The sequence below is a fragment of the Hoylesella loescheii DSM 19665 = JCM 12249 = ATCC 15930 genome (assembly GCF_000378085.1).
GTDB lineage: Bacteria > Bacteroidota > Bacteroidia > Bacteroidales > Bacteroidaceae > Prevotella > Prevotella loescheii.
Genome location: NZ_KB899222.1, coordinates 39,242 through 62,248, shown reverse-complemented (window position 1 = coordinate 62,248; position 23,007 = coordinate 39,242). Strand labels below are relative to the sequence as shown.

General features: G+C 47.4%; 14 protein-coding genes and 1 pseudogene. 4 read left to right on the top strand and 11 right to left on the bottom strand.

The window, feature by feature from the left end:
• Window positions 1–143: 143 nt before the first annotated feature.
• From F453_RS0111810 to F453_RS0111785, 5 genes are all read right to left on the bottom strand, one after another.
• Window positions 144–1,349 carry a glycosyltransferase family 87 protein gene (locus F453_RS0111810; RefSeq protein WP_018968203.1) on the bottom strand — a complete coding sequence of 402 codons (1,206 nt, stop codon included), beginning with the start codon at window positions 1,347–1,349 and terminating at the stop codon, window positions 144–146.
• 283 nt (window positions 1,350–1,632) lie between these two features.
• Window positions 1,633–3,786 carry a ferrous iron transport protein B gene (feoB, locus tag F453_RS0111805; RefSeq protein ID WP_025790094.1) on the bottom strand — a complete coding sequence of 718 codons (2,154 nt, stop codon included), beginning with the start codon at window positions 3,784–3,786 and terminating at the stop codon, window positions 1,633–1,635.
• A gap of 180 nt (window positions 3,787–3,966) precedes the next feature.
• Window positions 3,967–4,770, bottom strand: a complete 804-nt coding sequence (locus F453_RS0111800; protein WP_018968201.1) for a CPBP family intramembrane glutamic endopeptidase — start codon at window positions 4,768–4,770, stop codon at window positions 3,967–3,969.
• Window positions 4,771–4,785: 15 nt separating this feature from the next.
• Window positions 4,786–7,122 carry a TonB-dependent receptor gene (locus F453_RS0111795; RefSeq protein WP_018968200.1) on the bottom strand — a complete coding sequence of 779 codons (2,337 nt, stop codon included), beginning with the start codon at window positions 7,120–7,122 and terminating at the stop codon, window positions 4,786–4,788.
• A 304-nt stretch (window positions 7,123–7,426) separates the two neighbouring features.
• A complete protein-coding gene (locus F453_RS0111785; protein WP_018968198.1) occupies window positions 7,427–8,560 on the bottom strand; it encodes an AraC family transcriptional regulator in 1,134 nt (377 codons plus the stop codon).
• Between the two features lie 336 nt (window positions 8,561–8,896).
• On the opposite strand from F453_RS0111785, the gene F453_RS0111780 reads away from it, so the two are divergent.
• A complete protein-coding gene (locus F453_RS0111780) occupies window positions 8,897–9,295 on the top strand; it encodes a hypothetical protein (protein ID WP_018968197.1) in 399 nt (132 codons plus the stop codon).
• A 1,551-nt stretch (window positions 9,296–10,846) separates the two neighbouring features.
• Here F453_RS0111780 and F453_RS0111770 read toward each other — a convergent pair.
• Window positions 10,847–11,854 carry a metal-dependent transcriptional regulator gene (locus F453_RS0111770; protein ID WP_018968195.1) on the bottom strand — a complete coding sequence of 336 codons (1,008 nt, stop codon included), beginning with the start codon at window positions 11,852–11,854 and terminating at the stop codon, window positions 10,847–10,849.
• 112 nt (window positions 11,855–11,966) lie between these two features.
• Window positions 11,967–14,237: a replication restart helicase PriA gene (gene priA / locus F453_RS0111765; protein ID WP_018968194.1), complete on the bottom strand. Its 2,271-nt coding sequence runs from the start codon at window positions 14,235–14,237 to the stop codon at window positions 11,967–11,969.
• A 489-nt stretch (window positions 14,238–14,726) separates the two neighbouring features.
• On the opposite strand from priA, the gene F453_RS0111755 reads away from it, so the two are divergent.
• The 3 genes and pseudogenes from F453_RS0111755 (at window position 14,727) to F453_RS16330 (ending at window position 19,769) form a co-directional block, all read left to right on the top strand.
• On the top strand, window positions 14,727–17,483 hold the full coding sequence (locus F453_RS0111755) for a hybrid sensor histidine kinase/response regulator transcription factor (protein WP_018968192.1): 2,757 nt from the start codon (window positions 14,727–14,729) through the stop codon (window positions 17,481–17,483).
• Window positions 17,484–17,872: 389 nt separating this feature from the next.
• On the top strand, window positions 17,873–18,121 hold the full coding sequence (locus F453_RS0111750) for a hypothetical protein (protein WP_018968191.1): 249 nt from the start codon (window positions 17,873–17,875) through the stop codon (window positions 18,119–18,121).
• A 1,456-nt stretch (window positions 18,122–19,577) separates the two neighbouring features.
• Window positions 19,578–19,769, top strand: a pseudogene (locus tag F453_RS16330) (hypothetical protein).
• A gap of 458 nt (window positions 19,770–20,227) precedes the next feature.
• Here F453_RS16330 and F453_RS0111740 read toward each other — a convergent pair.
• From F453_RS0111740 to F453_RS0111730, 4 genes are all read right to left on the bottom strand, one after another.
• Entirely contained in the window at window positions 20,228–21,199 is a 972-nt protein-coding gene (locus F453_RS0111740) for a tetratricopeptide repeat protein (RefSeq protein WP_025790092.1), read from the bottom strand.
• Between the two features lie 89 nt (window positions 21,200–21,288).
• Entirely contained in the window at window positions 21,289–21,468 is a 180-nt protein-coding gene (locus F453_RS15735) for a hypothetical protein (RefSeq protein WP_148295838.1), read from the bottom strand.
• Between the two features lie 35 nt (window positions 21,469–21,503).
• A complete protein-coding gene (locus tag F453_RS15730) occupies window positions 21,504–21,779 on the bottom strand; it encodes a hypothetical protein (protein ID WP_154650702.1) in 276 nt (91 codons plus the stop codon).
• A 154-nt stretch (window positions 21,780–21,933) separates the two neighbouring features.
• Complete coding sequence (locus F453_RS0111730) at window positions 21,934–22,908, bottom strand: tetratricopeptide repeat protein (protein ID WP_018968186.1); 975 nt, start codon at window positions 22,906–22,908, stop codon at window positions 21,934–21,936.
• Window positions 22,909–23,007 lie beyond the last annotated feature (99 nt).

Below are 23,007 nucleotides of genomic sequence, written 5' to 3'. Positions count from 1 at the left end.
ATTCGTTTTTTATCTAATCTTTCTCAAAATGCTTCGTATCTTATCCCGAATTCACGTAGAACATTGATGGGATAACACGATATCTCCGCAGTATTTTTATCTTGTAACCAGCCAAAACCTTGCTGTCAAAGCAGCAAGGCACGTTATTCTCCCTGTTCTTTGGAGAGTGGTTGGGGGTGAGGCTCATAATTCTTTACCATCATTTCCCAGCAAAGTTTCAGCCAAACGATAAGGCAGGGCAGGGCTTTGAGCGAGTAGGCTTGGATGTATTCGCGCTTGATTACGCGCGGATAAAGGTCGGACGAGCCCATGCTCGACAACATGAAAACGAAGACAAGCAGCCAAATGTCGGCCTTGCCACGTTGCCATGGGGCTGCAAAATACCATACGCACACACCGCTAATGGCGATGATGTACGAGCTGGACTCGCTTCCCGTACTGAAAAGCACCGTGAAAAGCAATACCGAGGCTAGTAAAGTCATGCGGAAACCCTCGTTGCGCCATTGTTTGATGCGCAGATAAGGTAGGGCGAAAAGCACAAGGGCGGGGCCAAGCAGCCAAAGGTCAGAGTATTCGGAATTGCCCAACACGCGCCTAACCATGCCCAATGCCGAGATGTTTTGCGCCACCGAGGCCAGGTTTTCACCGTTTTTCTCAACCAAACACACAAACCACTCGTGGTATTGGCTCACTACGTAGGCCGGACTACTGATAATCATGGGTGCAACGAACAACACAACGCCCCAGAACAACAGTGATAACACGAATTTGCCCTTATGTCGCGAGAAGAAGAAAAACGCCAAACCAACGATGCCATAGAGTTTAACGAAGGTGCCAAGCACGATGAGGAACGCCGCCCAAAAGTCGCGTTCTTTCTCTATCAAGGCATAACAGGCGATGATGATGGCGGCAATGGCGATGTTGAATTGCTGCATGAAGAGCGACGTGAGCAGTGTTTCGGAACAGAACCAAAGCACGAACATCTGCTGCCAACTGCTGAATGTGCTCCGCGTTACAGCGAAATAGAGGGTCAGCGAGAGGGCGATGCACCAGAAAATCAAGCCTACGGGTATGGGCATTAGCGCGAAAGGAGCCACCACGAGCGAGAAAAACGGACCGTAGTGGTTCACGTCGAAGTATTCGGCAGGATACTCCGTGTAGAGCGATGTGCCTTGCAATGTGTGCCAAAACACGCCTCGGAAAATGCGGAAATTATTGTCGGTGTGGTTGTATTTCAGCACGGCGGCAATCACCGACAGTGCAAGCCATAGCCAAAGGATGGTGCGGCGGTCGTGAAAAATGGGTTTGGCAAAAAACGCCTTAGCTTTTGTTGTGATGTTAGAAGACATGTTTTTGAGGCGGTGAGTTTTTGAGTTTATAAGCTTATAAGTTGTTATTTGAGATGGTGAGTTTTTGAGTTTATGAGTTTCTGAGCTGTTAGTTGAGTTGCTGAGCTTGTTAGTTTATAAGTTGGTGAGTATTTGAGTTTACGAGTTTCTTAGTTTACAAGCCTTTTATCAGTACTTGTTTGCGCTATAATTCCTAACGCAGAGTTGAGAACTTATAAACTCAAGAACTTAAAAACTCAAAAACTTACCAACTCATCAACTCAAAAACTTACCAACTTAACACTCATCCCTCCACCATTCTCCATACGGTTGCGATGAGCGTAGTCATTACAACACCTAGGGCTAAGGGCAACAACGTGGCCACGATGGTCCATTTGGCACTCTTCGTTTCCTTATAAATGGTGTAGATAGTGGTGGAACAAGGGTGATGCAATAGGCAGAAAACCATCAGGCAAACGGCCGTCAGCATGTTCCATCCGCCCAACAGCAGTATTTGTTTGGTTTGTTGTTCGGTGCCTTCCATCAGCACGCCAGCTGCGCCCATGTCGCTTTGTCCCAACACAAGCATCGTCAGCATCATTACCGTTGGTATAACAATCTCGTTGGCGGGAATGGCCAACACGTAGGCAAGAAGTATCACGCCGTTCAGCCCCATCAGCCATCCGGGCTTGTCGAGTAGCGATATAAGGTGCTGGGCAATGGTGGCATCGGCCACGTGGATGTTGCAGCAAAGCCATATCAATGCGCCTGCCGGGGCGGCAAACACAAGGGCACGCCACAGCACAATCAGTGTGCGGTCGATGATAGAGGTGTAAAGCGTTTGCCAAAACTGGGGCGGACGATAGGGTGGAAGTTCGAGATGGAAGGTGGAAACCTCGCCGCGAAGGATGGTTCGCGACAGCAGCCACGAACTGCCGAACATGAAACCAACGCCCATAAGCACCACCGTCATCACCGCTACCAGCGAAACCATGCTGCTATATCGTGCAGGAACGGCTGCGCCGATAAACAGCGTGGCCAACAATATCTGTGTGGGCCAGCGGCCATTGCATAGCGAAAAGTTGTTGGTGATGATGGCAATGAGCCGTTCGCGTTGGCTGTCGATGATGCGTGTAGACACTACGCCGGCCGCATTGCAGCCAAAACCCATGCTCATGGTTAGGGCCTGCTTGCCGTGCGCGCCCGAACGGCGAAACAATTCGTCGAGATTGAAGGCCACGCGAGGCAGATAGCCGAAATCTTCGAGCAAGGTGAAGAGGGGGAAGAAAATGGCCATAGGCGGCAACATCACCGATACCACCCATGCCGTGGCCAGGTAAACGCCATCTGCAAGCAAACCCGTGAGCCACCACGGGGCGTGCATAGACACGAAAGCATCGTGTATGGCTGGGTGCATGATGCCCACCAACAGTTGGTTGAGCCAGTCGGAAGGATAGTTAGAGCCGATGATGGTGAGCCAAAACACGCCACACAGCAAGGCCAACATGATGGGGAAACCCCAGATGCGGTGGGTTAGTATGCGGTCGAGTTTAACGTCTAGCGGCAGCCGTCCGCGTTGGTTGCCCTGCGTAACCACCTCGCTGCAAATCTGTCCCGCTTGTGTGTAGATGTCTTCCACCCACAGGTCGTGGAAGTTACTGCCTATTTCGAGCAGCAATTTTTCGGCAAGTGCGTTCAGTTCGGCGTTTCCGAAACGCTCTTTCACGCTTGTGTCGCCCTCGATTAGCCTGAAAGCAATCCACTCGGCGTTGGAAATGTCGGGGTGTGTCTCGGCTATTTTGCGCGCCAACTCCTTGACATGCTGCGCGGCATGTGGCGGAAGGTTGGTAGAGCGGTGGGGTTTGCACTTGTATTCGCCCTCTGCCACTTGGCGCATACGCTCTAAAAGCAGGTCGATACCTTGCCCCGAACGGGCCGAGGCCCCCACAACGGGGATGCCCAGACGGCGCGAAAGGGCGTTAAGGTTGATGTCTATCTTGTTTCGTTTGGCCTCGTCGAGCAGGTTAACGCACAGCACGGCCTTGTCGGTAATCTGCAACACCTGCAAGATAAGGTTCATGTTGCGTTCCAGTCGGGTGGCATCGGCCACCATCACCGTAACGTCGGGCTGTCCGAAGAGGATGAAGTCGCGAGCAATTTCCTCGTCTTCCGAAGTCGACGAGAGCGAGTAAGTGCCTGGAAGGTCAACGATGCGGTAGCCTTCGCCTTGGTAAGCGAAGTAGCCTTCGGCCTTTCCCACGGTCTTTCCAGGCCAGTTTCCGGTGTGTTGTTTCAGTCCTGTAAGGGCGTTAAACACCGTGCTCTTGCCCGTATTGGGGTTTCCGGCCAATGCCACAACGTAGCGTTCGCCGCCCGCTTGCGCACCGCGCCGTTGCAAACTGTGCATCGCTGCCTTGGGGCAAACGTCACAGGGAGATGTATTTTGTTTGTTGGGCATAATCGTTATTGTAGTTTTGGCTTGGCGTTATCTTTTGTTATAGACATTGCCTTAGTTGTAGCCATCTGCAAAGTTACCATTTTTATGGCAATTAGCGTGCTACTTTTCTCCCCAGTTTTGTTGCTATACCTAGCAATGGTGATAGGCGATGGCGATTATGGTAGGCTTCTTTCCCCCGTTCTACGGCTTAAAGAACAACACCTTTTCCTTTTTCAATATGCATCCTAGAAGCACAAAGAACAGTGCCGTTTGTATCACTTTACTGTCTGGGTGGGTAGCAAATATCTCGTTGGAAACATTCGCAACCAAGTGAAAGACGATAGCTACCATCACATTACGACCCGACTTGAAGTACAGCCAGTTAATGATAAAGGTGAAGGTAAACAGACTTACAAAGAAATTGAGCGTGTATATCCACCCCTCTGCCTGTATGTTGCTTTGATAATAATCCTTTATAAAGAAAAGGGGTAGATGCCATAAGCCCCAGTAAATGGTGAAAATGGCCGACGTGGTAAAGAGCGTATAGCGTTGGCGTAAGGCGTCGGTGCCGTACGTGTGCCATGCCAACTCCTCGGCTACGGGTGCAAAACAAAGTACAAACCATGCCGAAAGGGGAGCAGACGAGAAAGTTGGTTGACCCGATATGTAGAATTGTTCGAGGCCATGACCTACGCCAAGAGAGAGGATTTGAGCCACCACAATGGAGAGTGGCGGCAAAAGAACGGCTATCCAAAAATACCGATTGCAGAGCAAACCCTTACCAATGAACCGCTGATGGAGGTCGGCAAGCAATGCCTTATTGCGCATAAATAAGATTGCTGCCACAACAATGGGCGTTAATAAGCCTGCCAATTCCAGGGTGATATGCCACCAGGGCGAAGGCGATATGGGCTGATGACTCCAATAGGCCACGATAAACCACAGCGCCCAAGGCAAGATAAGTGACAACGTAAAGAACGTTAGGGGCTTATATGCTGTTTTCATAAGAATGCCGTTTATTTAAAATTCTATTCTATAACTGATGTTAGGAATAATAAATGTAGCCTTGCTCAGCTGTATCTGTTTGGTCTTATAGTTGTAATTGTGCTCAATGTAGATAGGCGAACCCAATACATTTTTCATTTGGAAAGAGAACACGCTCGAACTCTTGCGATGGTTGATGCGGTAGTTTACGGTGAGGTCTGCATACACTAAAGCAGGCATTGAGCTCTCAAATGCACGACTGTCGTCGTAAATCACACGCTCTTTGGCAATCGATTCCGCTTCTAGATAAGGCGTAAAACGCTCACCTCCCGTAACGCTTACGCGTGCATTTACGTCTAACACCTTTCGGTTATTCTTGAAGAAGAACTCTTTTCCAAACAGGGCGTTCACTGCGTATTGCTTATTATAACGGGTGTTGCGCCATAAGCCATCGCCTGCTTTGTAAGTGGAATTGAACAGCGAGGCCGTTAAGAGATAATAGTAATGGTTGTGCATAAAGCGTTCGAGGGTGAGGTCTAGACCATAGTTACGCCCCGTGGTATTGTTTACAAGCGCCTTGTTGAGCGAGAAAATTCGGGTGTAGTTGATCAGCGAATACGAACTGCCTACTTCGCCAGGGACATCGTAAAGGTGTTGATAATATGCTTCGGCTTTAAGGCGCAGGTGTGGCGTTAACAACCAATCGTAACCCAATACGAAATGATGGGCTTTCGATAGTTTCAAGTTTCGATTGGGTTGTTCACCTCCAACATTTAGCATATACACATCCAAACTCTCAGGGCGCGAATGCTTTCCATAGCCAAGACTCAGGCTATGTGCATCGTTTATGTTCCATTGAAGGGCTATGCGTGGTTCGATGGATAGCTCTTTGTTGATTCCGAAGTATTCGGTATGCACCCCAACGTTTGCCAATAGAGAAGGGGTAAGGTTGTACTTGAATTGTGCGAACGCTTCAACAAGTGGTGTATTCCCTGTCGAATTTGCCAATAAGGCGTATGTAGAGGGGTCATAATCTTGGGCTGCACTTAGGTTATACTTGTAGAACAGGTGCTTGTAGCTAGCCCCGGCCTTTAAAGTGGCCATCGGAGAGTACTTATGTGTGAAGGCCGAAGATAGCGACAGCGTTCCGTTTTGACTTTTCAGTTTGCTGTCGGGCGTATAGGTGGTCAGGTCTTTACCCAGCAGGTCGGTCGTGATCTTGTTGTTCGTGCCCGACGCCGATAAGCTCGACTCAATGAATGTGTTACCACTCGTAATGCGATGCCTTAGCCCCGCAGCTCCCACATACATGTCCCAGTTGTTCTTAATGCGGTCCATGTCGGTTTCCCATTTGTCTTTCTCGGTAAGGGCTTCCTTTTTTGTGCCGTCTATTCCACCAATACCCCAAAGCGAGAATGTACCTGCACGCCTGGTGGGGAAAGTGAAATTAAACGAGAGGTCTTGGTATCTGATGCGCTGTTTTGTTTTGTTGATGTTCAAATCGTTGAGCAATCCAAGGGTTGAATATCGGTAGTTGAAGAGATACGACGAACCTTTTGAACGCGATAACGGACCTTCCGAAGCGAAATCGAGGCCTAACACGCCTATTTGTGCTGTGTGTTCATGTCTAGAAGGGTTGCCAGTGCGCATCCTTACATCAAATACTGCCGATAGTGCATTGCCATATTCCGCGGGAAAAGCACCCGTGAAGAAGTCCGAATTAGATAATACCTGATTGCTGAACAGCGTAATAAGACCGCCACCAACAATGTTTCCGCCAGCAAAGTGATGTGGGGCGGGGATTTCTACGCCTTCCAATCTCCACGACACACCTTGTGGCGAATTTCCGCGCACAACGATGGAGTTGTCTTGAAGATTGCCTGCTGCCACGCCTGCGTATGCCGAAACGAGGCGAGCGGGGTCGTTCAAGCCGCCTGCATAACGCTGTGTCTCCTCTACCGAGAAGCTTCGGGCGCTCACTATGGCCATTGGGTTAAGGGCTTTTTCCTTACGTATGCCAGCCACGATTTCCACTCCTTTCATTTGGGTTACCGATTCTTTAAGGGTGATGTCTAGCACAACTTCCTTACCCGAAGTTATCATCACTTCAGGGATTGAGCGTTTTTCATAACCTATATACGAAACTTGTAAGGTAACACGACCTACTGGAAGCTCCTTAAGGGTAAAGTTTCCGGCCTCGTCGGTTGTTGCACTTACTGCGGGGTCAGCACCTTCTACAACTATCGTTGCACCAATTAAAGGTTCGCGGGTAGCTTGATCTGTTACTTTTCCTTTAAGGGTTTGTCCTAGCTCTTGTGCGTTTGCCATGATTGGAAGCGCGATGCAAAGGATGATGTTCAATAACTTTTTCATTGCGTTTACATTTTAAGTTTTGATGCAAAGTTGCAATAAAAAACGATATGCATCGCCCAAGCGTGAGGGATTGGACGTATTTATGAAGCGTCTATACTTGTATTTGTTTGTTAATCAATTGTTTGTGCGTTATTAAGGTGGTGTAAAAAAAGAACGTCCGAACTTTTAAATGTGAGCGTTTGGACGTGTTTTTGTCGGTAGATAAGCTGACGAATGAGCCAGTTGACAAGGTTGTTTGTCGGTTGGAAAGTTCATGAATGAACAAGTTAACACAAAGATGTAACACGTGCATTCAACCTCTAACTTACGCGCCTTTTCTAAGATACGATGTGGGCGTCTCGCCCATAAACTTCTTAAAAACTTGGTTAAACGATGATTTTGAGTTAAAGCCCGACCCGTAAGCGATGCCAAGCAAGCTCAGGTTTTTATTCTTATCGTTTTGAGCGCGCACAATAAACTCTTGCACACGATAGCCGTTTACGAAGTCGTAAAAGTTCTTTTCTTCGTATTGATTGATAACTTGCGACAGCTTATTGGCAGCAACCCCTAGCATCTCGGCTAATTGTCCCAGCGAGAGTTTGGGTTCAAGATAAGGCTTTTCTTTCTCCATAAGCGAGCACATCTGTTGGTGCAGGGCCTCTGCTTCAGCGTCTTTTAGTCCCGATTTTTGGTATTTGTTCTCCTCCTGTGGCTCAACCAGTTCAATGTTTTTTGTCTTTTCGGTGGTAAATATCCCTTGATATCTGATGCCAAAAAAGCCAATGAAGGCTACAAACACCACGAATAGCGCGTAGGGTATTAGTTCTGCTTTAAAGCCAAGGTTAATATCCAACTCAAACTGCACCACATAAATAATGCTTATCGCACCATATATGATGACGAAACCATCGAGCAGCATAAGCAACCACCATAAGCTAATGCCTTCGTTGTAGCCAAAGTTGTTCTTGATGACGCGTTGATAATGATAGATTTTGATATAGGTCAGCACTAGATATACCGCACTTACAATCAGGTATTCTATAAAAGAAAACATGAAGAAGTAACGGAAAGGACTATTGAAACCTTCCTCGTCTAGCATGGCTTTTTCGGCAGCCGAATAGCCGAAGAGAAAGGGAAACATGCTAACATAAGTGAGTATAAAAGGCAAAAAGTGCAGAATGTCTTTCCATTTAAATCGCTGTTCCTTGCGTAAGTTCACAACAACATAGAGGTAAATAAAGGGTGCATAAAGCAAGGGAAAGGGATGTGTGGCCCCAACTAGATGCGGATACTTATGCCAATAGCCTAAATAATTCAGGTAATAGTTCAGTAGGTAGATGCTTATGCTTGTTAGGCAGATGCCAAGAATAGTGTCCGACAGTATTCTGTGCTTTTTAGTGAACAGCAATACTGCCAGAAACAGCGAGAGAAATATTCCTATTGTGAAAATCGTGCTCATCGTAATTATTATAACATAAACACAAAGATACACTAAATTTTGGAAAATCGTGACAGCTATTGTCTTTCAACTTGTTAATTCGTTAGTTAAGATATCTTACTCCTTTTGTTTTCGCCTATTTTATAGCTGAAAGTAAATGAGAAGAGAATAGCTCATTTTACTTTAGAACTGCGCAACGAAGTTGTTCCTTCCTTTTATTTCTTTCCGCTTTTTTTCATTCATAGTAAATATTTCCTTTACAAAGTCTTTGACGTCCGTTTCTTTTTACTTAACTTTGCGATATGCACCGCCATGGACCATGGCAATAGCGGTGTTGACTAGCGTATGTGAAACTTAATGGATGAAAAAATGAAGAAAAGTGGTAAGATTATTTTTGTGACCCTAGGCGTGATGCTACTCTTGGGTATGGGCCTTTTCATTTATTTGAACCACATTCCAAAAGCAGAGTCGTTTGGATATGAGAGTATGGCGTTTTGTGTGTTAGCCTATCTTTTCGACAGGCCCTTTACTAAGAAGGGGGAGCTAGAAGTTATTATGTTTACTTTCATTTGTATGTTGGGGATTAATGCCGTCATTCTTGTTCCCAAATGGACGTTCAACAACGTCATTACGGCTTGGGGATGGAGTGCAATTGGATTCCTTATTGTTTGTGTTATCAGCTTTATTGCACGTAAAACAAAGCTGCTTGCAGAGGTGGATGCTTCTGCCAAAGGGAACGAAAACCGAAGTTCGTAGCTAAACCAGATAGATTGTGGAATATATGACCATGAGTGCGAGATAAGAGCCAATGCTTTTTTAACAGGACTAGATGGGTTAAGAAATAGCTATCTCGCCAACCACCGCGTAGCGGCTGGTCTTTTGTTAGGGTAGGATTGCGAAGAAAGCGGGCTACCCTACCTAGGCTAATTTGTGGTCAAGCTAGACCGAAGGCCTTAGGCTTTTTATGTTCGGGCTATGCCCTTTACCGCCAAACTTCTGCAAGTGACTAAATGGTGATTGAACCCCAATCGTTTTGCAGGTGATTTGTTTGCAGATGAATGTTTGCTAAATGGCAGGTTTGTTAATTGTGGTAGATATTCTTTACAAAACGTGCTTCTCTCCTTCTGCCATTCTAGAAGAGTTAAAATCGAAAATGATGGTGGGTTGGTTGATGGACAAATGGGCTGTAATAAAGACGCGGTTAAGTGCTAATTAGTTGTTGGCGAGTGTATTATCGTGAAGAGTAAGGTGCAGCGAGCATCCGCTGCGCCAACTGTTATGCGCCAGTTTGCATAACGCAACTCGCATGTACATCGCCTATCGATGTGTTGTTTTTTATCCAAAACGGATGTGCTTATTGTGCATATATTACGCGAGTTCGGGATAAGAGAAGCTCGTTATGCCAACTACCGCTACGCGGTAGTTGGTGATATAGCCATTCGTTTTTTATCTAATCTTGCTCAAAACAGCATCGTTTCTTATCCCGAACTTACGTATATATTCATTTCTTATTCTCTTTTCCCCCTTTTTTAATTATCCTTTTACATGCAGTTCTAGCATCTTTTGATTGGGTTTCACTAACATGTAACATTGTTCCAGATGATGTGGAAGGGTGTTCCAGATGATATGGAATGATGTTCCAAATGACATGGAACGGTGTTATAGTTTATATTTTACTGCAAATCCAAGCATAAAGAGCGCTATCGATAACCAGAAAATGGCATGTTGAGGCATGCAAATTGGGAGGTGCTTTCTTTGTGAAAGGGATGCCAAAGCAAATCGGATAACGAATGTGTTTTCATTTAATGGCTTGAATACCAATGCTATATGCGCAGGTGGCGGAGGTGTTGGGTGAGTTGGCGGGTTAACGAATATACAGGAAGAGGAATAAAACAGGGTTTGTAATTTCTCACATCATGCCTTCTGAAAGCAGAAGGAAAAATGGGCAATAACTCTCATGCGGATATGGATGCGCTTTCTGTGAAATATGCAGTTTGTATGCAAACAAGTGCGCTCAATAATCAATTATATGCAGGCAAGTGGGCTAGTGGTGGGCAAAACTGTGGCTCATAATGTTAAAGAAAATGCCGATTAATTTACAAAATAGCGCCTCGCCCCAATCCCTCTCCAAGAGGAGAGAGGAGTGATATGTATGGTTACATCATTGCAAGCAGTTGGTTTGTGTAGCTAAGAGCGTGCATCTCGGTTTTTGATGCTAAAAACTGATGCGCATTTAGAAACAAAAGGTTATATGTTTTATCCGCAAATTCAGTATTTCTGCCTAGCGCTAGTGTTTCGCAATACTTATTATTGCTTTTCTTCCGTTACCTCAACCATGTCTTTGCGCACAAGAACGAACTTGGCTTGTTCGTGCCTTAGCGCGATGGCCGACCCGCGAACAACGTATGCGATGGGGTTGCCCATGGGGCTAGGCATGTCGATGCTCACCACGCTACCTTTGACAAAGCCCAAGTCGAGCAGACGTCGGCGAAGCGCTCCACGGCATGCTGGCGACAAGCCTACTATGCGCGCCTGTTCGCCCGCTTGTAGATGGATGAGCCTTTGCGCATGAATTTCGGGCAAGTTGGCCAGCTCGTTCTCGGCTACGGGGCGCATGTTGATGGCTTCGAGGGCTGTTATGGGCAGCGAGAAGCGTTCGCCCTCGTAGTTGAACATCATGGCGAGGTTGTCTATATGGGTGATGAAGATGACGGAATCTTTTGTTAATCCCTTCTCGGCAATGAGCGTAAACAGCTGCTTGTCGTCGTCTTCCACATGCGTAATGCACCACCATGTTTGCGCTTCTATCGGTTCGCCGCTTACGCTTTTATCTGCAACGGCCAGCGAAGGGGTGGGGATGGGGTCGCCATGAGGGTCGAAAAGCGGGTTGCCCAACAACGAAGCGATGCGCTCTTGTTCGTCGGGCGTGATGCGGTGTTCCATACGGTGCGCCCGCTCGTGCCATTCGGATGGCGCATAACCTGAGTGTTCGGCCAGATATTGTTCGTAGATGCGATGGGCGCGAATAAGCCGAAGGGCGTGCATGCAGCCCTTTTCGGTGAGCGTGAGCGCATCGTTGGCAGTCAGTTCGCCCGCCAAAACCAGTGCACCCACAATGGCAGCCATGCCCTCGCGGTTGGTATGGAGGTCTTTTGCGGCCTCGTCTACCTGTTGGCGAGTCATCGTCTTACCCTGCTCGTAGATATATTTAAGGAAGTCTTCTTGCAGTTCTTTGTCTTCCACACGTTTGTTGCGGGTAAGCAAATCTTTGGTTGCTTCCCACCAATGTGCCTTATTATTTATGGTTGATGCCATGATTAGGTCTCCTTTTATCTTTATAGTTGACGAGTTAATGAGAGTCTTCTCCACTCTGCAACCAAGCTTTTGGCTTAACTCTTTAACTCCTTAAGTCCTTTAACTGCTCCCCTTACAGGGGGTCTACATCGTAGAACACGTGTAGGGAAGCATATTTTTTATCTTTCGCCATTTCGGCGTGGGCGTATCGCAGACATTGTCGCACCTGCTCGCCACTGAGTGAGGGTTCTAGCTTTAACACCAACTTGCGGATGTGTAGTGTTTTTACGCGCGCCACGGCAGGCTTATCGGGACCCAAAACACGGTCGCCAAACAGTTGTCGAAGTCTGCCACCCAGTTCTATTCCTGCTGTTTCGGCCACCTGTTCTTTGGCGTGTTTCAGGTAGACATACACCAAACGATAGAACGGCGGATACCTAAACAGTCGGCGTTCTTCTTGCAAATCGGCGTAGAAAGCAGGGTAATCGTTGCGCACCACCTGACCAATGACGGGCAGTTCGGGCGATGTTGTTTGCAGCAAAACCAGTCCGCGCTTACCTTTTCTGCCTGCCCTTCCACTCACTTGCGCCATCATCATGAACGCCTGTTCGTAAGCCCTGAAGTCGGGATAGTTAAGCATGGCGTCGGCATTGAGTATGCCCACCACGCTCACCTTGTCGAAATCAAGCCCCTTGGTAACCATCTGCGTGCCGATAAGCACATTGCTCCGACCCTGCGAAAAGTCGTGTATGATGCGTTCGTAGGCGTTTTTGGTGCGTGTGGTGTCAAGGTCCATACGTGCAATTTTGGCTTCGGGAAACAGCTGTGAAAACTGGTCTTCAATCTTTTCCGTTCCATAACCGCGACCGCGTAAGTCGGTTTCGCCACAGTTGGGGCATTTTGTTGGCACGGCGTATGTAAAGCCACAGTAGTGGCAGGTGAGCTGATTCATATTCTTATGCAACGTTAGCGATACGTCGCAATTGTCGCATTTGGGCACCCATCCGCATGTGTGGCATTCGATCATGGGTGCAAATCCGCGTCTGTTTTGAAACAGAATAACCTGCTCGCCACGTTCTAACGCACTGCGAACGGCGGAGAGAAGAGGTGGCGAAAATGGTCCGTTCATCAGCTTACGGCGACGAAGGTCTTTCACGTCTACCACCTTTATCTCGGGCAGGGCAATGTCTTTATATCGTGTGGTGAGTTCCACCAGGCCGTATTTTCCTGTTTGCGCGTTGTAATAGGTCTCTGTTGAGGGGGTGGCCGTTCCGAGAAGCGTTTGCGCGCCATAATAGTTGGCCAACATGATAGCCGTGGAACGCGCATGGTAACGCGGTGCGGGATCTTGCTGTTTGAAGCTGCCCTCGTGTTCTTCGTCGATGATGACCAGCCCCAGACGTTGAAAAGGCAGGAACACGGCACTTCTTGCGCCCAGTATTACCTCGTAAGGCGAGGCGGAAAGTTGCTTTTTCCATATCTCCACACGTTCGGCATCGCTGTATCGCGAATGGTAAATGCCCAGACGTTGGCCGAACACCCGCTTCAGGCGGTTTGTCATTTGCACGGTCAATGCGATTTCGGGCAGCAGGTAAAGCACCTGTTTTTTCTCTTCTAGGGCTTTGTTGATGAGATGTATATACACCTCGGTTTTTCCGCTGGATGTTACGCCGTGCAGCAGCACCACCCGTTTTTTGAGAAACTGGAACACGATGTTGTTGTAGGCTTCTTGTTGTGCCGGGCTTAGCGGTTTGGGCTTTTCGGGGGGCTCGATGTCGTTGGTGTTGAGGCGTCCCACCTCCTTATTATATATACGGAGTAGTCCGCGGTCGGTTAGGGCCTTAATGGTGGCGCTGCTTGCACCACTCACGTTCATCAGCTCTACGCGTGTTATCTCGGCCACAGGCTGTTGCGTTTGGTTGTTTTCTAAGGTGTCCCAGTGGGTGAGATGCAGAAAATGGGTGAACGCTTTCAGTTGTTGGCGCGCGCTGCGCAACATGTCGAGAGCGATGTTTAGCGCCTTGTCGGTTTGAAAATTATCGGCCAGCGCCACGTACACTTCGGTCTTAGGCTGCCATCCTTCTTCGTCTTTGAGACCTGCGGGCAATGCAGCGGTGTACACATCGCCAATGGGTGCCATGTAATATTGGGCAATCCATTGCCAGAGGTCTAGCTGCTGAGGGAACAACATCGGTGTAGTGTCGACAACTTGCAGCACCTCTTTGGTGTCGAACTGCGGTTTGTCGTCGTGTACTCGCACCGCCATGGCCGTGCAAGTTTTGGATGCACCGAACGGCACAAGCACACGAATGCCCAGCTTCACCCCCGCTGCCAACTCGTCGGAGATGGCATAGGTGAAGTATCCCTCTAAGGGGCGGGGCAATATAACGTCTACGTAGCGCATGGGTAATGCCGTTTTTCCTTGTATGTTTGCGGTGCGGACGCGGTTTGCTTCATCCCTCTTGGCAGGGCGTTTCGTCCGCTCGCCATAACCACACGCAAAGTTACGATTATTTATTCAACAAGTTAAGGGGCTGGCCAAGTTTTTCGTTTACATCGCTTCTGGCGTTCGTGTTGATATGCAAAGTTTGCCTGTCGCTGAACATCTATTAACAGATTATTGCTACATTTGTCTAAATAATATGCTATTTTTGCAAAAAATACACAAGCAGAACTGAATGGAGGTTAAGGCGATAGCTCGTTGAGGCAGCGTCTTCGCTTGTGTTTGGTTGCGCCATTTGTTGCTAAACATCGTGCTTGGCTTACTTTTGGCAGCGGGTTTATTAGAACGATCTCACCGCTTATGGATGACACTACTACCAATATTAGGCCATGTTGGCGCATGGTTTCTTGCCTTAGAAAGGCATTAATTTTACTACCAACCCTTTTTCTCTTGGCTGCCTGCAACGGCAGACATCACCGCATTACGCCCCAAGAACGGCGTGAGGCCGACAGTATCGTGGCTCAAGCGCACGATGTAGAGGCTTTGTCAAAGCTGCAAGCACAGCTGGAGAAGGATGGAAACAAGCTAGGCAGCGTGGTTGCGCTGCGCGAATGGGGCAAGATTTTACGTGACGAGAGTCGATTTGAAGAGTCTTTGAAGGTGCATAGCAAGGGCTTGCAGCAGGCAGAAGCGTTGGGCGACACCATCGAATGGGTGTTGGCGCTGAACTATTTAGGTACCAACTATCGCCGATTGGGTGTGATGGATGCCGCCCAAACCTATCATTTTCGGGCCTTGCGACTAAGCGAAGAATGTGACGACACCTGTTGGCAGGCCAAGAAAAACTACGTAAAATCGCTTAACGGACTGGGTAATATCTACATGACCTTGGGTAATTTCGGGCGTGCCGACAGCGTGTTGCGACTGGCTTTGCGGGGCGAACGCCAGTTGGGTAGCGACGTGGGCCAAGCCATCAACTATGCCAATCTGGGTTCGGTGGCCAAACATCGGGGGCAAATAGACAGTGCTTGGACGTATTACAGGCAGTCGATGGCTTGCAATAGACGTGCCGACTGTAAACTGGGGGTGGCCTTATGCCACACGGCTTATGGCGAACTGTACCAGGATGTGAAGCAATACGATAAGGCTTATACCGAATACCAAATGGCCTACGAACAGCTACGCGACTCGAAAGACGAATGGCATGCCCTGCAACCGCTGCTTGCGCTGGTGAAAATAGACTATATTACGGGCAACTACAACACCGCTTTCGAAAACCTAAGTAAGGCTAAGGCCATCGCCGAGAAGATAAAATCGAAGGAGCATTTGGCCGATATATACTTCCAATATTACCGCCTATACGAACGACAAGGTGACTATCGCGAGGCGTTGAAGCAGCATGTGACGGCCAGTGCCATGCAAGACAGCATGATAGACCTTGAAAAGATGAACCGAATACAAAGCGTTAGCCTAAACATCGAACGTCATATTCAGGGCGAGAAGGTAAGTAAGGCGCGCGAGGAGTTAGCTTCTGAACGCACAGCCAAAACGGGCATCATCTATACAGGTACATTAGTGATCGTGATTTTAGGGCTTTTGCTGGGCACTTTGATATATACGGGGCGGATGCGAAAGCGAAATCACCTGCTGTTAAAGAAGATGAGCGCCCTGCGTGAGAACTTTTTCACCAACATAACGCATGAGTTTCGCACGCCTTTAACGGTTATCTTGGGACTAAGTCAGGCCATTTCGCAAGATAAGAACGTGCCCGACGAAACGCGCGAGAAATCTCGAACCATCGAAAGGCAGGGCACAAGCCTGCTAACACTTATCAACCAGCTGCTCGACATCTCAAAGATGAAGTCGGCTGTGGGTGATCCCGAATGGCGAAACGGTAACATCGTGGCACAAATAGCTATGACCATCGAGAGCTATCGCGAATATGCCCGCATGCGAAACATCAACTTCACGGCCGACCTTTGCGATGAAGTGTGCATGGACTTTGTGCCCGACTACGTGAATAAGGTGATGAACAACCTGCTGTCTAACGCCTTTAAGTACACGCCAACAGCGGGAACGGTGCACGTTAAGGTGCATACCGAGGGCAAAAGACTGTTGGTAGACGTGAGCGACACGGGTAGGGGAATACCGCCAGAGAGTATTCCGCACATCTTCGAGCCTTTCTATCAAGGCGAAAACGATGGTGCGAAGATTGGCACAGGTGTGGGATTGGCCCTCGTGAAGCAAATTATCGACTCGGTGCATGGCACGATCACCGTGGAAAGCACTATGGGGCACGGCACCGTTTTCCATATTAACGTGGCCATTCAGCAAGCGCACATGCCGTCGGGAGCTTTGAAACCGCAACAGCTCGATATGCCTTTGCCCATGCTACCTACCGATGGAGAACTGCCAACGAGCGCTGATTTGACTGACGATGATGCACGACGAGTGCTCGTTATCGACGATAATGCAGACGTTGCAGCCTTTATCGGGTCGCAGCTATCAGATAAATACGGCATTATTTATGCGCACGATGGACAAGACGGACTAGAAAAGGCCGAACAATTGGTGCCCGACGTGATTGTAACCGACCTGATGATGCCTGGCATCGACGGACTGGAAGTGTGCCGAAGAATAAGGACTAACGAGGTGACAAGTCATATCCCCATCATCGTTGTTACGGCTAAGATTACCGAAAACGATCGTGTTAAGGGTTTGGAAGCTGGTGCCGACGCTTATCTTTCTAAGCCTTTCAATCGCGACGAACTGCGTATGCGGGTTGAAAAGCTATTGGAACAACGGCGTATGCTTCGTGATAAGTATGCCAAACTGGAAGAAAACGACCGCGAAGAGGAACAACCGCAGAGCGACGCCGACCGTCGTTTTGTCAACAAGGTTACAGATGCGGTGTACATGTTGCTCAATGGCGGCAGCGAGGTAGATGTGATGGTCGTTGCCCAGAAAATGGGAATGAGTTACAGCCAGTTCTATCGCAAACTCTCGGCGCTTACGGGATGCACGCCCATGAGCTATATCTTGCGCGTTAAGATACGTAAGGCGCGCCTGCTGATAGATAAAAATCCCGCCATGTCCTTCCGTGATGTGGCCGAGCGTTGCGGGTTTAGCGACTATTCTAACTTTGTTCGCGCCTTTAAAAACGTGTGTGGCATAACGCCAACCCAATATGTAAGGCAGAAAGAATAGTGGCAAACGAATGCCCATTAACGGTTAGGTAAATGGGACGTTGCTGGCCAGATGGCCTACCATTATCGGTTAAATATTAGTCTCGGGCTAGTCGGATAACTCTGGCTAGCCCGATAATCATTATACTAAACACCTACTAAAAGTAACGTTTTTTCGTAACGCAAAGAGTCTAATATCTTTATTCTTTCTTAAATTTTAACCAAACATAATTATTGTAAACATGTCACTGAAAAACGCCCATTTCATCGAATGAAAGTACCGTTTGCGTGTAAGAAAGTGCAATTTGCGGTTAATGATTTGTGTGCAAAAAAGTCATTAAATTGTATGTTTTTACTAGTCGACCATTGTGGGAAAAGGTCTAACTTTGTCTTCGAATAAAAAAAGGAGCGATGAAGAAACCACGAGACACATCATTGCCTGAGCGACAGAGTAGCAACAGGCGGCAATGTGACGAACGGGTGGAACTTCTTGAAGTCATTAAAGAAATGGTGGAAGCAGAAGTTGACAGACGTTTGGGTGTGGTTTTTGATCATAAGAAGAAGGAAAAGAAAAAGGGAATGAAGTCGGGCAGACAACATCCCGATAATAACAAGGACAGTATTGAAGGTGAAAACCTGAAAGCTGGCCAACGAGAATGAAAATTGTTGAACTGCAAATAGAAGTCGTTGAACAAAGCGACTTTGAACTTTGAGAATAGAGTGACAAAAGAATTTTCATGAGACACGTTGTGAAACGGTAGGTTGATAAACTGGATTTGACTTTAAAGACGCAACAGGGTAAACGTTGTGAGACGTAATTCCCTGGATAGGGAAAGTTACGTCGAATGGACGGGAGGTCGCTGTCATAGGTGGATTTGAATAGTATGTTTAGTTTTGTTTTTCTACCGGCGGCCTTTCTTTCCCTATCGTTTTAGTGTTGGCGGAAAGATGAGAGAAACCTGTTTGTTTAAGTTTTGATTGGTAATGGTTATTCATCCATCAACCTCTCAATAGTGCAGAATGGTATGGAAATCGATGAATAGAGGGCAACGCAACTCGTCAATCCGCCAACTTTTCAACCTTGTTCCTTGTCACTATCTGTTCTACCTTAACTGGCTAACGGCATTTAGAAGCGCCAGCAGCCAAGTATAGGGCAAAGAGAAGCCATCTAGACGATGGCGAGAAACAAAGATTTGCAGTGAAATAGACGATAAAACGGTGGGGGAATAAAAGCCCACACGGTTGAGAAGAACAAGTTCAGGTGCGGGATAGGTAACAAAGACACGAAGAAAACGACATGATCTTTTCGTAAATATCAAAAAACTATCTAACCCCGAATACAAAAGTGCCTAATCTAATCAGGTTACCCCCGCAACCTTGTTCTTTCCCCAAACAGGCGGTATAAAATGCTTCAGACGACTATAGCCGACGGCATAAAGCCAGCAAAAGAGATATGGGCATTGGCCTTTTCGCCAGCATCCGATATTGAAAGAAGCACCCAATTCGGCAACTTACTTCGTGATGCAAGGTGGCTTGCTTGAAGAAAAAGGGGTGGGTGTGTTGAAAGAACGCTTCGCAAAGCAATGGTTTGAGCGGAGGAAAGACTGAGGAACTCTCCGCGAACGCTCAATAAATAACACATATTATATACAATGAACTCATAAATACAATGTTTTTTTCATACTTTTCATTCAGTGAGGCGCGAGCCTAACCCTTGCATTTAGCCAACAAGTTGGATCATAAGTCAGCGCTTGACACTAAATAATATCGTTGTGGCTAAAAAAGTATAGAATATAGAAGTTAGCTTAGTCAAAAGTATAAAGTTAAATTGTTGGTTGGAGTCGGATATCCAGTGATGGACGTTCGGCTCCGTTTTGTGAGGGATATGGCAACAAACGGCTCAGCGCAGGCTTCAAATCCCGACTTGTAATCGTTACGCGAGATGGGATAAAACTCAATCGTTATGCCTTTTGTTGCGTAGCGATAGTTGGCGAGAAAGCCATTTCTTACCTGTCCAATCTTGTTCAGGGGGCATGGCTACTTATCCCCAACTTGCCAATTCACCATTCTGTCGCTCGCATTTTCATTGTTCTGGAGAGGCGTTTTCTAAGCCCTGATGATGCATTATTATATTAACCGCCGTGTTAAATATGTTTTGGACGGCTGTTCCATGTTATCCGGAATGCTGTTCCAGTTGAATTGGAACACCGTTCCAACTTAGCTGGAACAGGAGTCCAACTTAACTGTAACAAGGCGGGAGCTGAAAAAGCTCACTACAAGAGCTTATTGGGTGGGGAATGAAAGCTGACGTTGGGAGGGCGAAAGGTAGAGTCGTTGGTGTTGATAGACTGTGGAACGAGCTGTCTAGATCGTGCCAAGCTGGTATCAAACGTTACGTGAATAGGGGATAAAATAAGATGCTTTCTTGAATAAGATTAGATAAAAAACGAATCGTTGTCTCGCCAACTAGCGATACGCGATAGTTGGCATAGCGAACATCTCTTGTCCCGAACTCGCGTAATAGTTTACATGTAGCATGAATGCCATATAGATGAGGCTCCACATGAGAACCTAAAGCAGGGCCAAATGCCTTATTAATAGTTGGTCAACAACTGTTTATGGCTTTGCGCTTTGTCGTCAGATGGGACGCACGATATATTCGAACTATCCCCACATGCCTACACCTTATTATATATGCGCACGCGCGCGAGCCGTCCCACTAATATCTAACGTGCTGCGTCATCGTGTGCAGACAAAGGGATATCCCTATCCCCTGCCAAGTTCTTTACCTTGTTTGATGTCGTCGATGTACCGCTGCGTATGCCGCAAAATTTTCTTAGCCCAGCGCATTCCCTCGCCATGTTCCGAGTAAGCGATGTAGTCTAGGCCTAGCGCAACAAGGCCTTCGAACTGCGCCAAGGCATCTTCATTTCGGCCACAGTACATCAACGCCACGGCGTAATTATATTTAACCAACGGATCGTTGGGTTCTTGTGCAAAGGCGTTTGTGGCATATTTAAGGCAATCGGCCTTGTTCCCAACCTTCTTGCTGTATTCAGACAGTCGCACATGGAAATAATATTCCTTGGGATAACGCTTGCAAACACCTTTAAGATAACGCACCAGCTTATCCCATTGCTTGGCATCTTCCAGTGCCTCCATCCTCCTTCCTATTCGATGGGCCTGTGGCCTGGTGGCGTAACCTTCATCCGAATAATCCACATCTGAATTGAGATAGCTGTACTTCAGCTCTTTATAAAACAGCGTAGCTTCCTTCTTTGTGAAGTCACTACGTATGCCTTTGCCCCGATGTTTCAGGTGTTCTTCCATCAGGGCGAATGCCTCCTTGTCTCTGAAAAGCGCGCGAAGGGAAAGGGCTTTGTAATATCTGGCCTCGTTAACAAACGTCTTAATCCATATTGGACGATACCCGCTTTTCTTCAAGTCGTGTTCGCTCATATTCAGAATGTTATCCCATTCGGCAATCGCCTCTTCGTCTTTGTCCAATGCCCAAAGCACGCGGGCACGCGTATAAATCACATAAGGGTCTGTTGGGCAAAACTTCTTGGCTCTATCTGCATATTGGAGTGCCTCTTCGTTTTTACAATCATCCCACAAATCATTTGCCATTAGTGCGAGCAGATAGTCGTTTTCGGGTGCCTGTTCCAACATTTTCCGTAGCAAATTACTTGCTGCCCTATATTTCTTCTGCCTTCTTAGTTGATTTAATTTGTCCATATCCACATTGTTTAGTTAGGGCTTTTAGTTGCTTATGTTTCTGCTTTCGCACGACAGGCGGGACTTTCGCCACCGCCTTTTGTGTGCGGTTAAGGCCTGGTAGACGGGCTTTTGGAGTGCATGGTATGTTCTTGATCGAAGCCATTGGCGATGTCGGCCCAATCGTCTAACATGCTCCGCAGTTGCGTATTTTTGGGATGAGCCTTCACTTGCTCTGCCAAAAACGCCCTTGCCCTTTCCTTTCCGTCGCGCAGGTATATGCCTTTCATCTTCGTGATGGCCACGTTCTCGTCGAATTTCTTGTTTAGCGCGCTGTCGCAAACCGCAAACAGCCTCGCGAAATAAAGGCAGGCCGAGTCATTTGCTGTTCTCTCATACCTTTCGAGGCCATGAACAGCAGGCGGTCTGGATTGTTCTTTGGCAGACAAAGAAATGCTTTCTCGCTGTTAGCCATAAACTCCTCGACACGTCCTAACCAACTGAAAACCAGGGCGCGACGATAATAGCAATGCCATTTGTTGGCGCGCGTGGTGTCGATGCGCAACAAACTGTCCGACAAAGACAATGCCCTCAACATCATTGCAGAGTCGTTGTGCAACGCCCCTTGCGACACCAACTTGGCCAAACTGTCGCGAAGTTCGCGATAATCCGCCTTGTTTTCTTCGCCCTTGCAACCTATTGCTAAGGCTAAAACACGAAAATGAATAATACAAATGACCTCATGTAGCTAGTGTTTAATGGTTTTCTGCTGTTTCTTCCTTTTGCTTAATTTCCTCGATATGTCGTTGCGTATGCCGCAAAATTTTCTTAGCCCAGCGCATTCCTTCGCCATGTTCCGAGTAAGCGATGTAGTCTAGGCCTAGCGCAACAAGGCCTTCGAACTGCGCCAAGGCATCTTCATTTCGGCCACAATACTTCAATGCCACGGCGTATGTGTACTTTACAAGTGGGTCGTTAGTTTCTTGTGCAAAGGCCTCTTCGGCATATTTAAGGCAATCGGCCTTGTTTTTTGCCTTGATGCAGTATTCAGACACCAAGGTTTTGTAGTAATACTCCCTGTGATACCGCTTGCAAACATCTTTAAGATAACGCACCAGCTTATCCCATTGCTTGGCATCTTCCAGTTCGTTTAGTCTTTTAAAGATCTGCTTGTCTTGCTTGCTTGTGGCGAACCCATCGGCTGTTTCGCTTACGTAAGGTCTGAAATCGCTGTATTTCAATTCTTTATATAGCAATGTAGCCTCCTTCTTTGTGAAGTCGCTTTGTACGCCTTTGCCCCGATGTCTTAGGTGTTCTTCCATCAGGGCGAGTGCCTCTTTGTCTCTGAAAAGGGCTTGCAGAGCGGCTGCTTTATAATATCGGGCATCGTTAATCACCGACTTTGCCCAACCCTTTCCAAAGCCTTTCTCCGCCACTTCCGCTTCTCCCATGCTGATGAGTTCCTCCCATTCGGCAGCACACGCTTCGAATTTGTGCAACGAGCCAAGAACGCGGGCGCGGGTAAAAAGCGTCAGTGGGTAGGTGGGAGAAATGCTTTTGGCCTTGTCAGCATAGGTCAATGCCTCCTCGTCTTTATTGAGGTTCCAAAGCGCATTTGCCAGTTGGGCGAGGAAATAGACGTTCTCAGGTTCCTGCTCGAGCTTTTTCCGCAGCAGGTTTTCTGCGGCTTTAAACCGATTCTGCTTTATCAATTGTGTTAATTCAGCCATATCCGTAGTGTTTAGTTAGCATTGTTAATACATTCTTTTTTGAGCTTTTAGCTTCTTGATTGGCCGCTTATTTTTGGTCGATTGGTGAGCAACAGTCGC

What these genes read in the sequence shown, in the direction of transcription:
- feoB (WP_025790094.1), bottom strand. Translation starts at nt 3,786, where the DNA reads ATGCCCAACAAACAAAATACATCTCCCTGTGACGTTTGCCCCAAGGCA.
- F453_RS0111740 (WP_025790092.1), bottom strand. Translation starts at nt 21,199, where the DNA reads ATGGACAAATTAAATCAACTAAGAAGGCAGAAGAAATATAGGGCAGCA.
- F453_RS0111800 (WP_018968201.1), bottom strand. Translation starts at nt 4,770, where the DNA reads ATGAAAACAGCATATAAGCCCCTAACGTTCTTTACGTTGTCACTTATC.
- F453_RS0111810 (WP_018968203.1), bottom strand. Translation starts at nt 1,349, where the DNA reads ATGTCTTCTAACATCACAACAAAAGCTAAGGCGTTTTTTGCCAAACCC.
- F453_RS0111730 (WP_018968186.1), bottom strand. Translation starts at nt 22,908, where the DNA reads ATGGCTGAATTAACACAATTGATAAAGCAGAATCGGTTTAAAGCCGCA.
- F453_RS0111770 (WP_018968195.1), bottom strand. Translation starts at nt 11,854, where the DNA reads ATGGCATCAACCATAAATAATAAGGCACATTGGTGGGAAGCAACCAAA.
- F453_RS0111795 (WP_018968200.1), bottom strand. Translation starts at nt 7,122, where the DNA reads ATGAAAAAGTTATTGAACATCATCCTTTGCATCGCGCTTCCAATCATG.
- F453_RS15735 (WP_148295838.1), bottom strand. Translation starts at nt 21,468, where the DNA reads ATGAAAGGCATATACCTGCGCGACGGAAAGGAAAGGGCAAGGGCGTTT.
- F453_RS0111780 (WP_018968197.1), top strand. Translation starts at nt 8,897, where the DNA reads ATGGATGAAAAAATGAAGAAAAGTGGTAAGATTATTTTTGTGACCCTA.
- F453_RS0111785 (WP_018968198.1), bottom strand. Translation starts at nt 8,560, where the DNA reads ATGAGCACGATTTTCACAATAGGAATATTTCTCTCGCTGTTTCTGGCA.
- priA (WP_018968194.1), bottom strand. Translation starts at nt 14,237, where the DNA reads ATGCGCTACGTAGACGTTATATTGCCCCGCCCCTTAGAGGGATACTTC.
- F453_RS0111750 (WP_018968191.1), top strand. Translation starts at nt 17,873, where the DNA reads ATGAAGAAACCACGAGACACATCATTGCCTGAGCGACAGAGTAGCAAC.
- F453_RS15730 (WP_154650702.1), bottom strand. Translation starts at nt 21,779, where the DNA reads ATGATGTTGAGGGCATTGTCTTTGTCGGACAGTTTGTTGCGCATCGAC.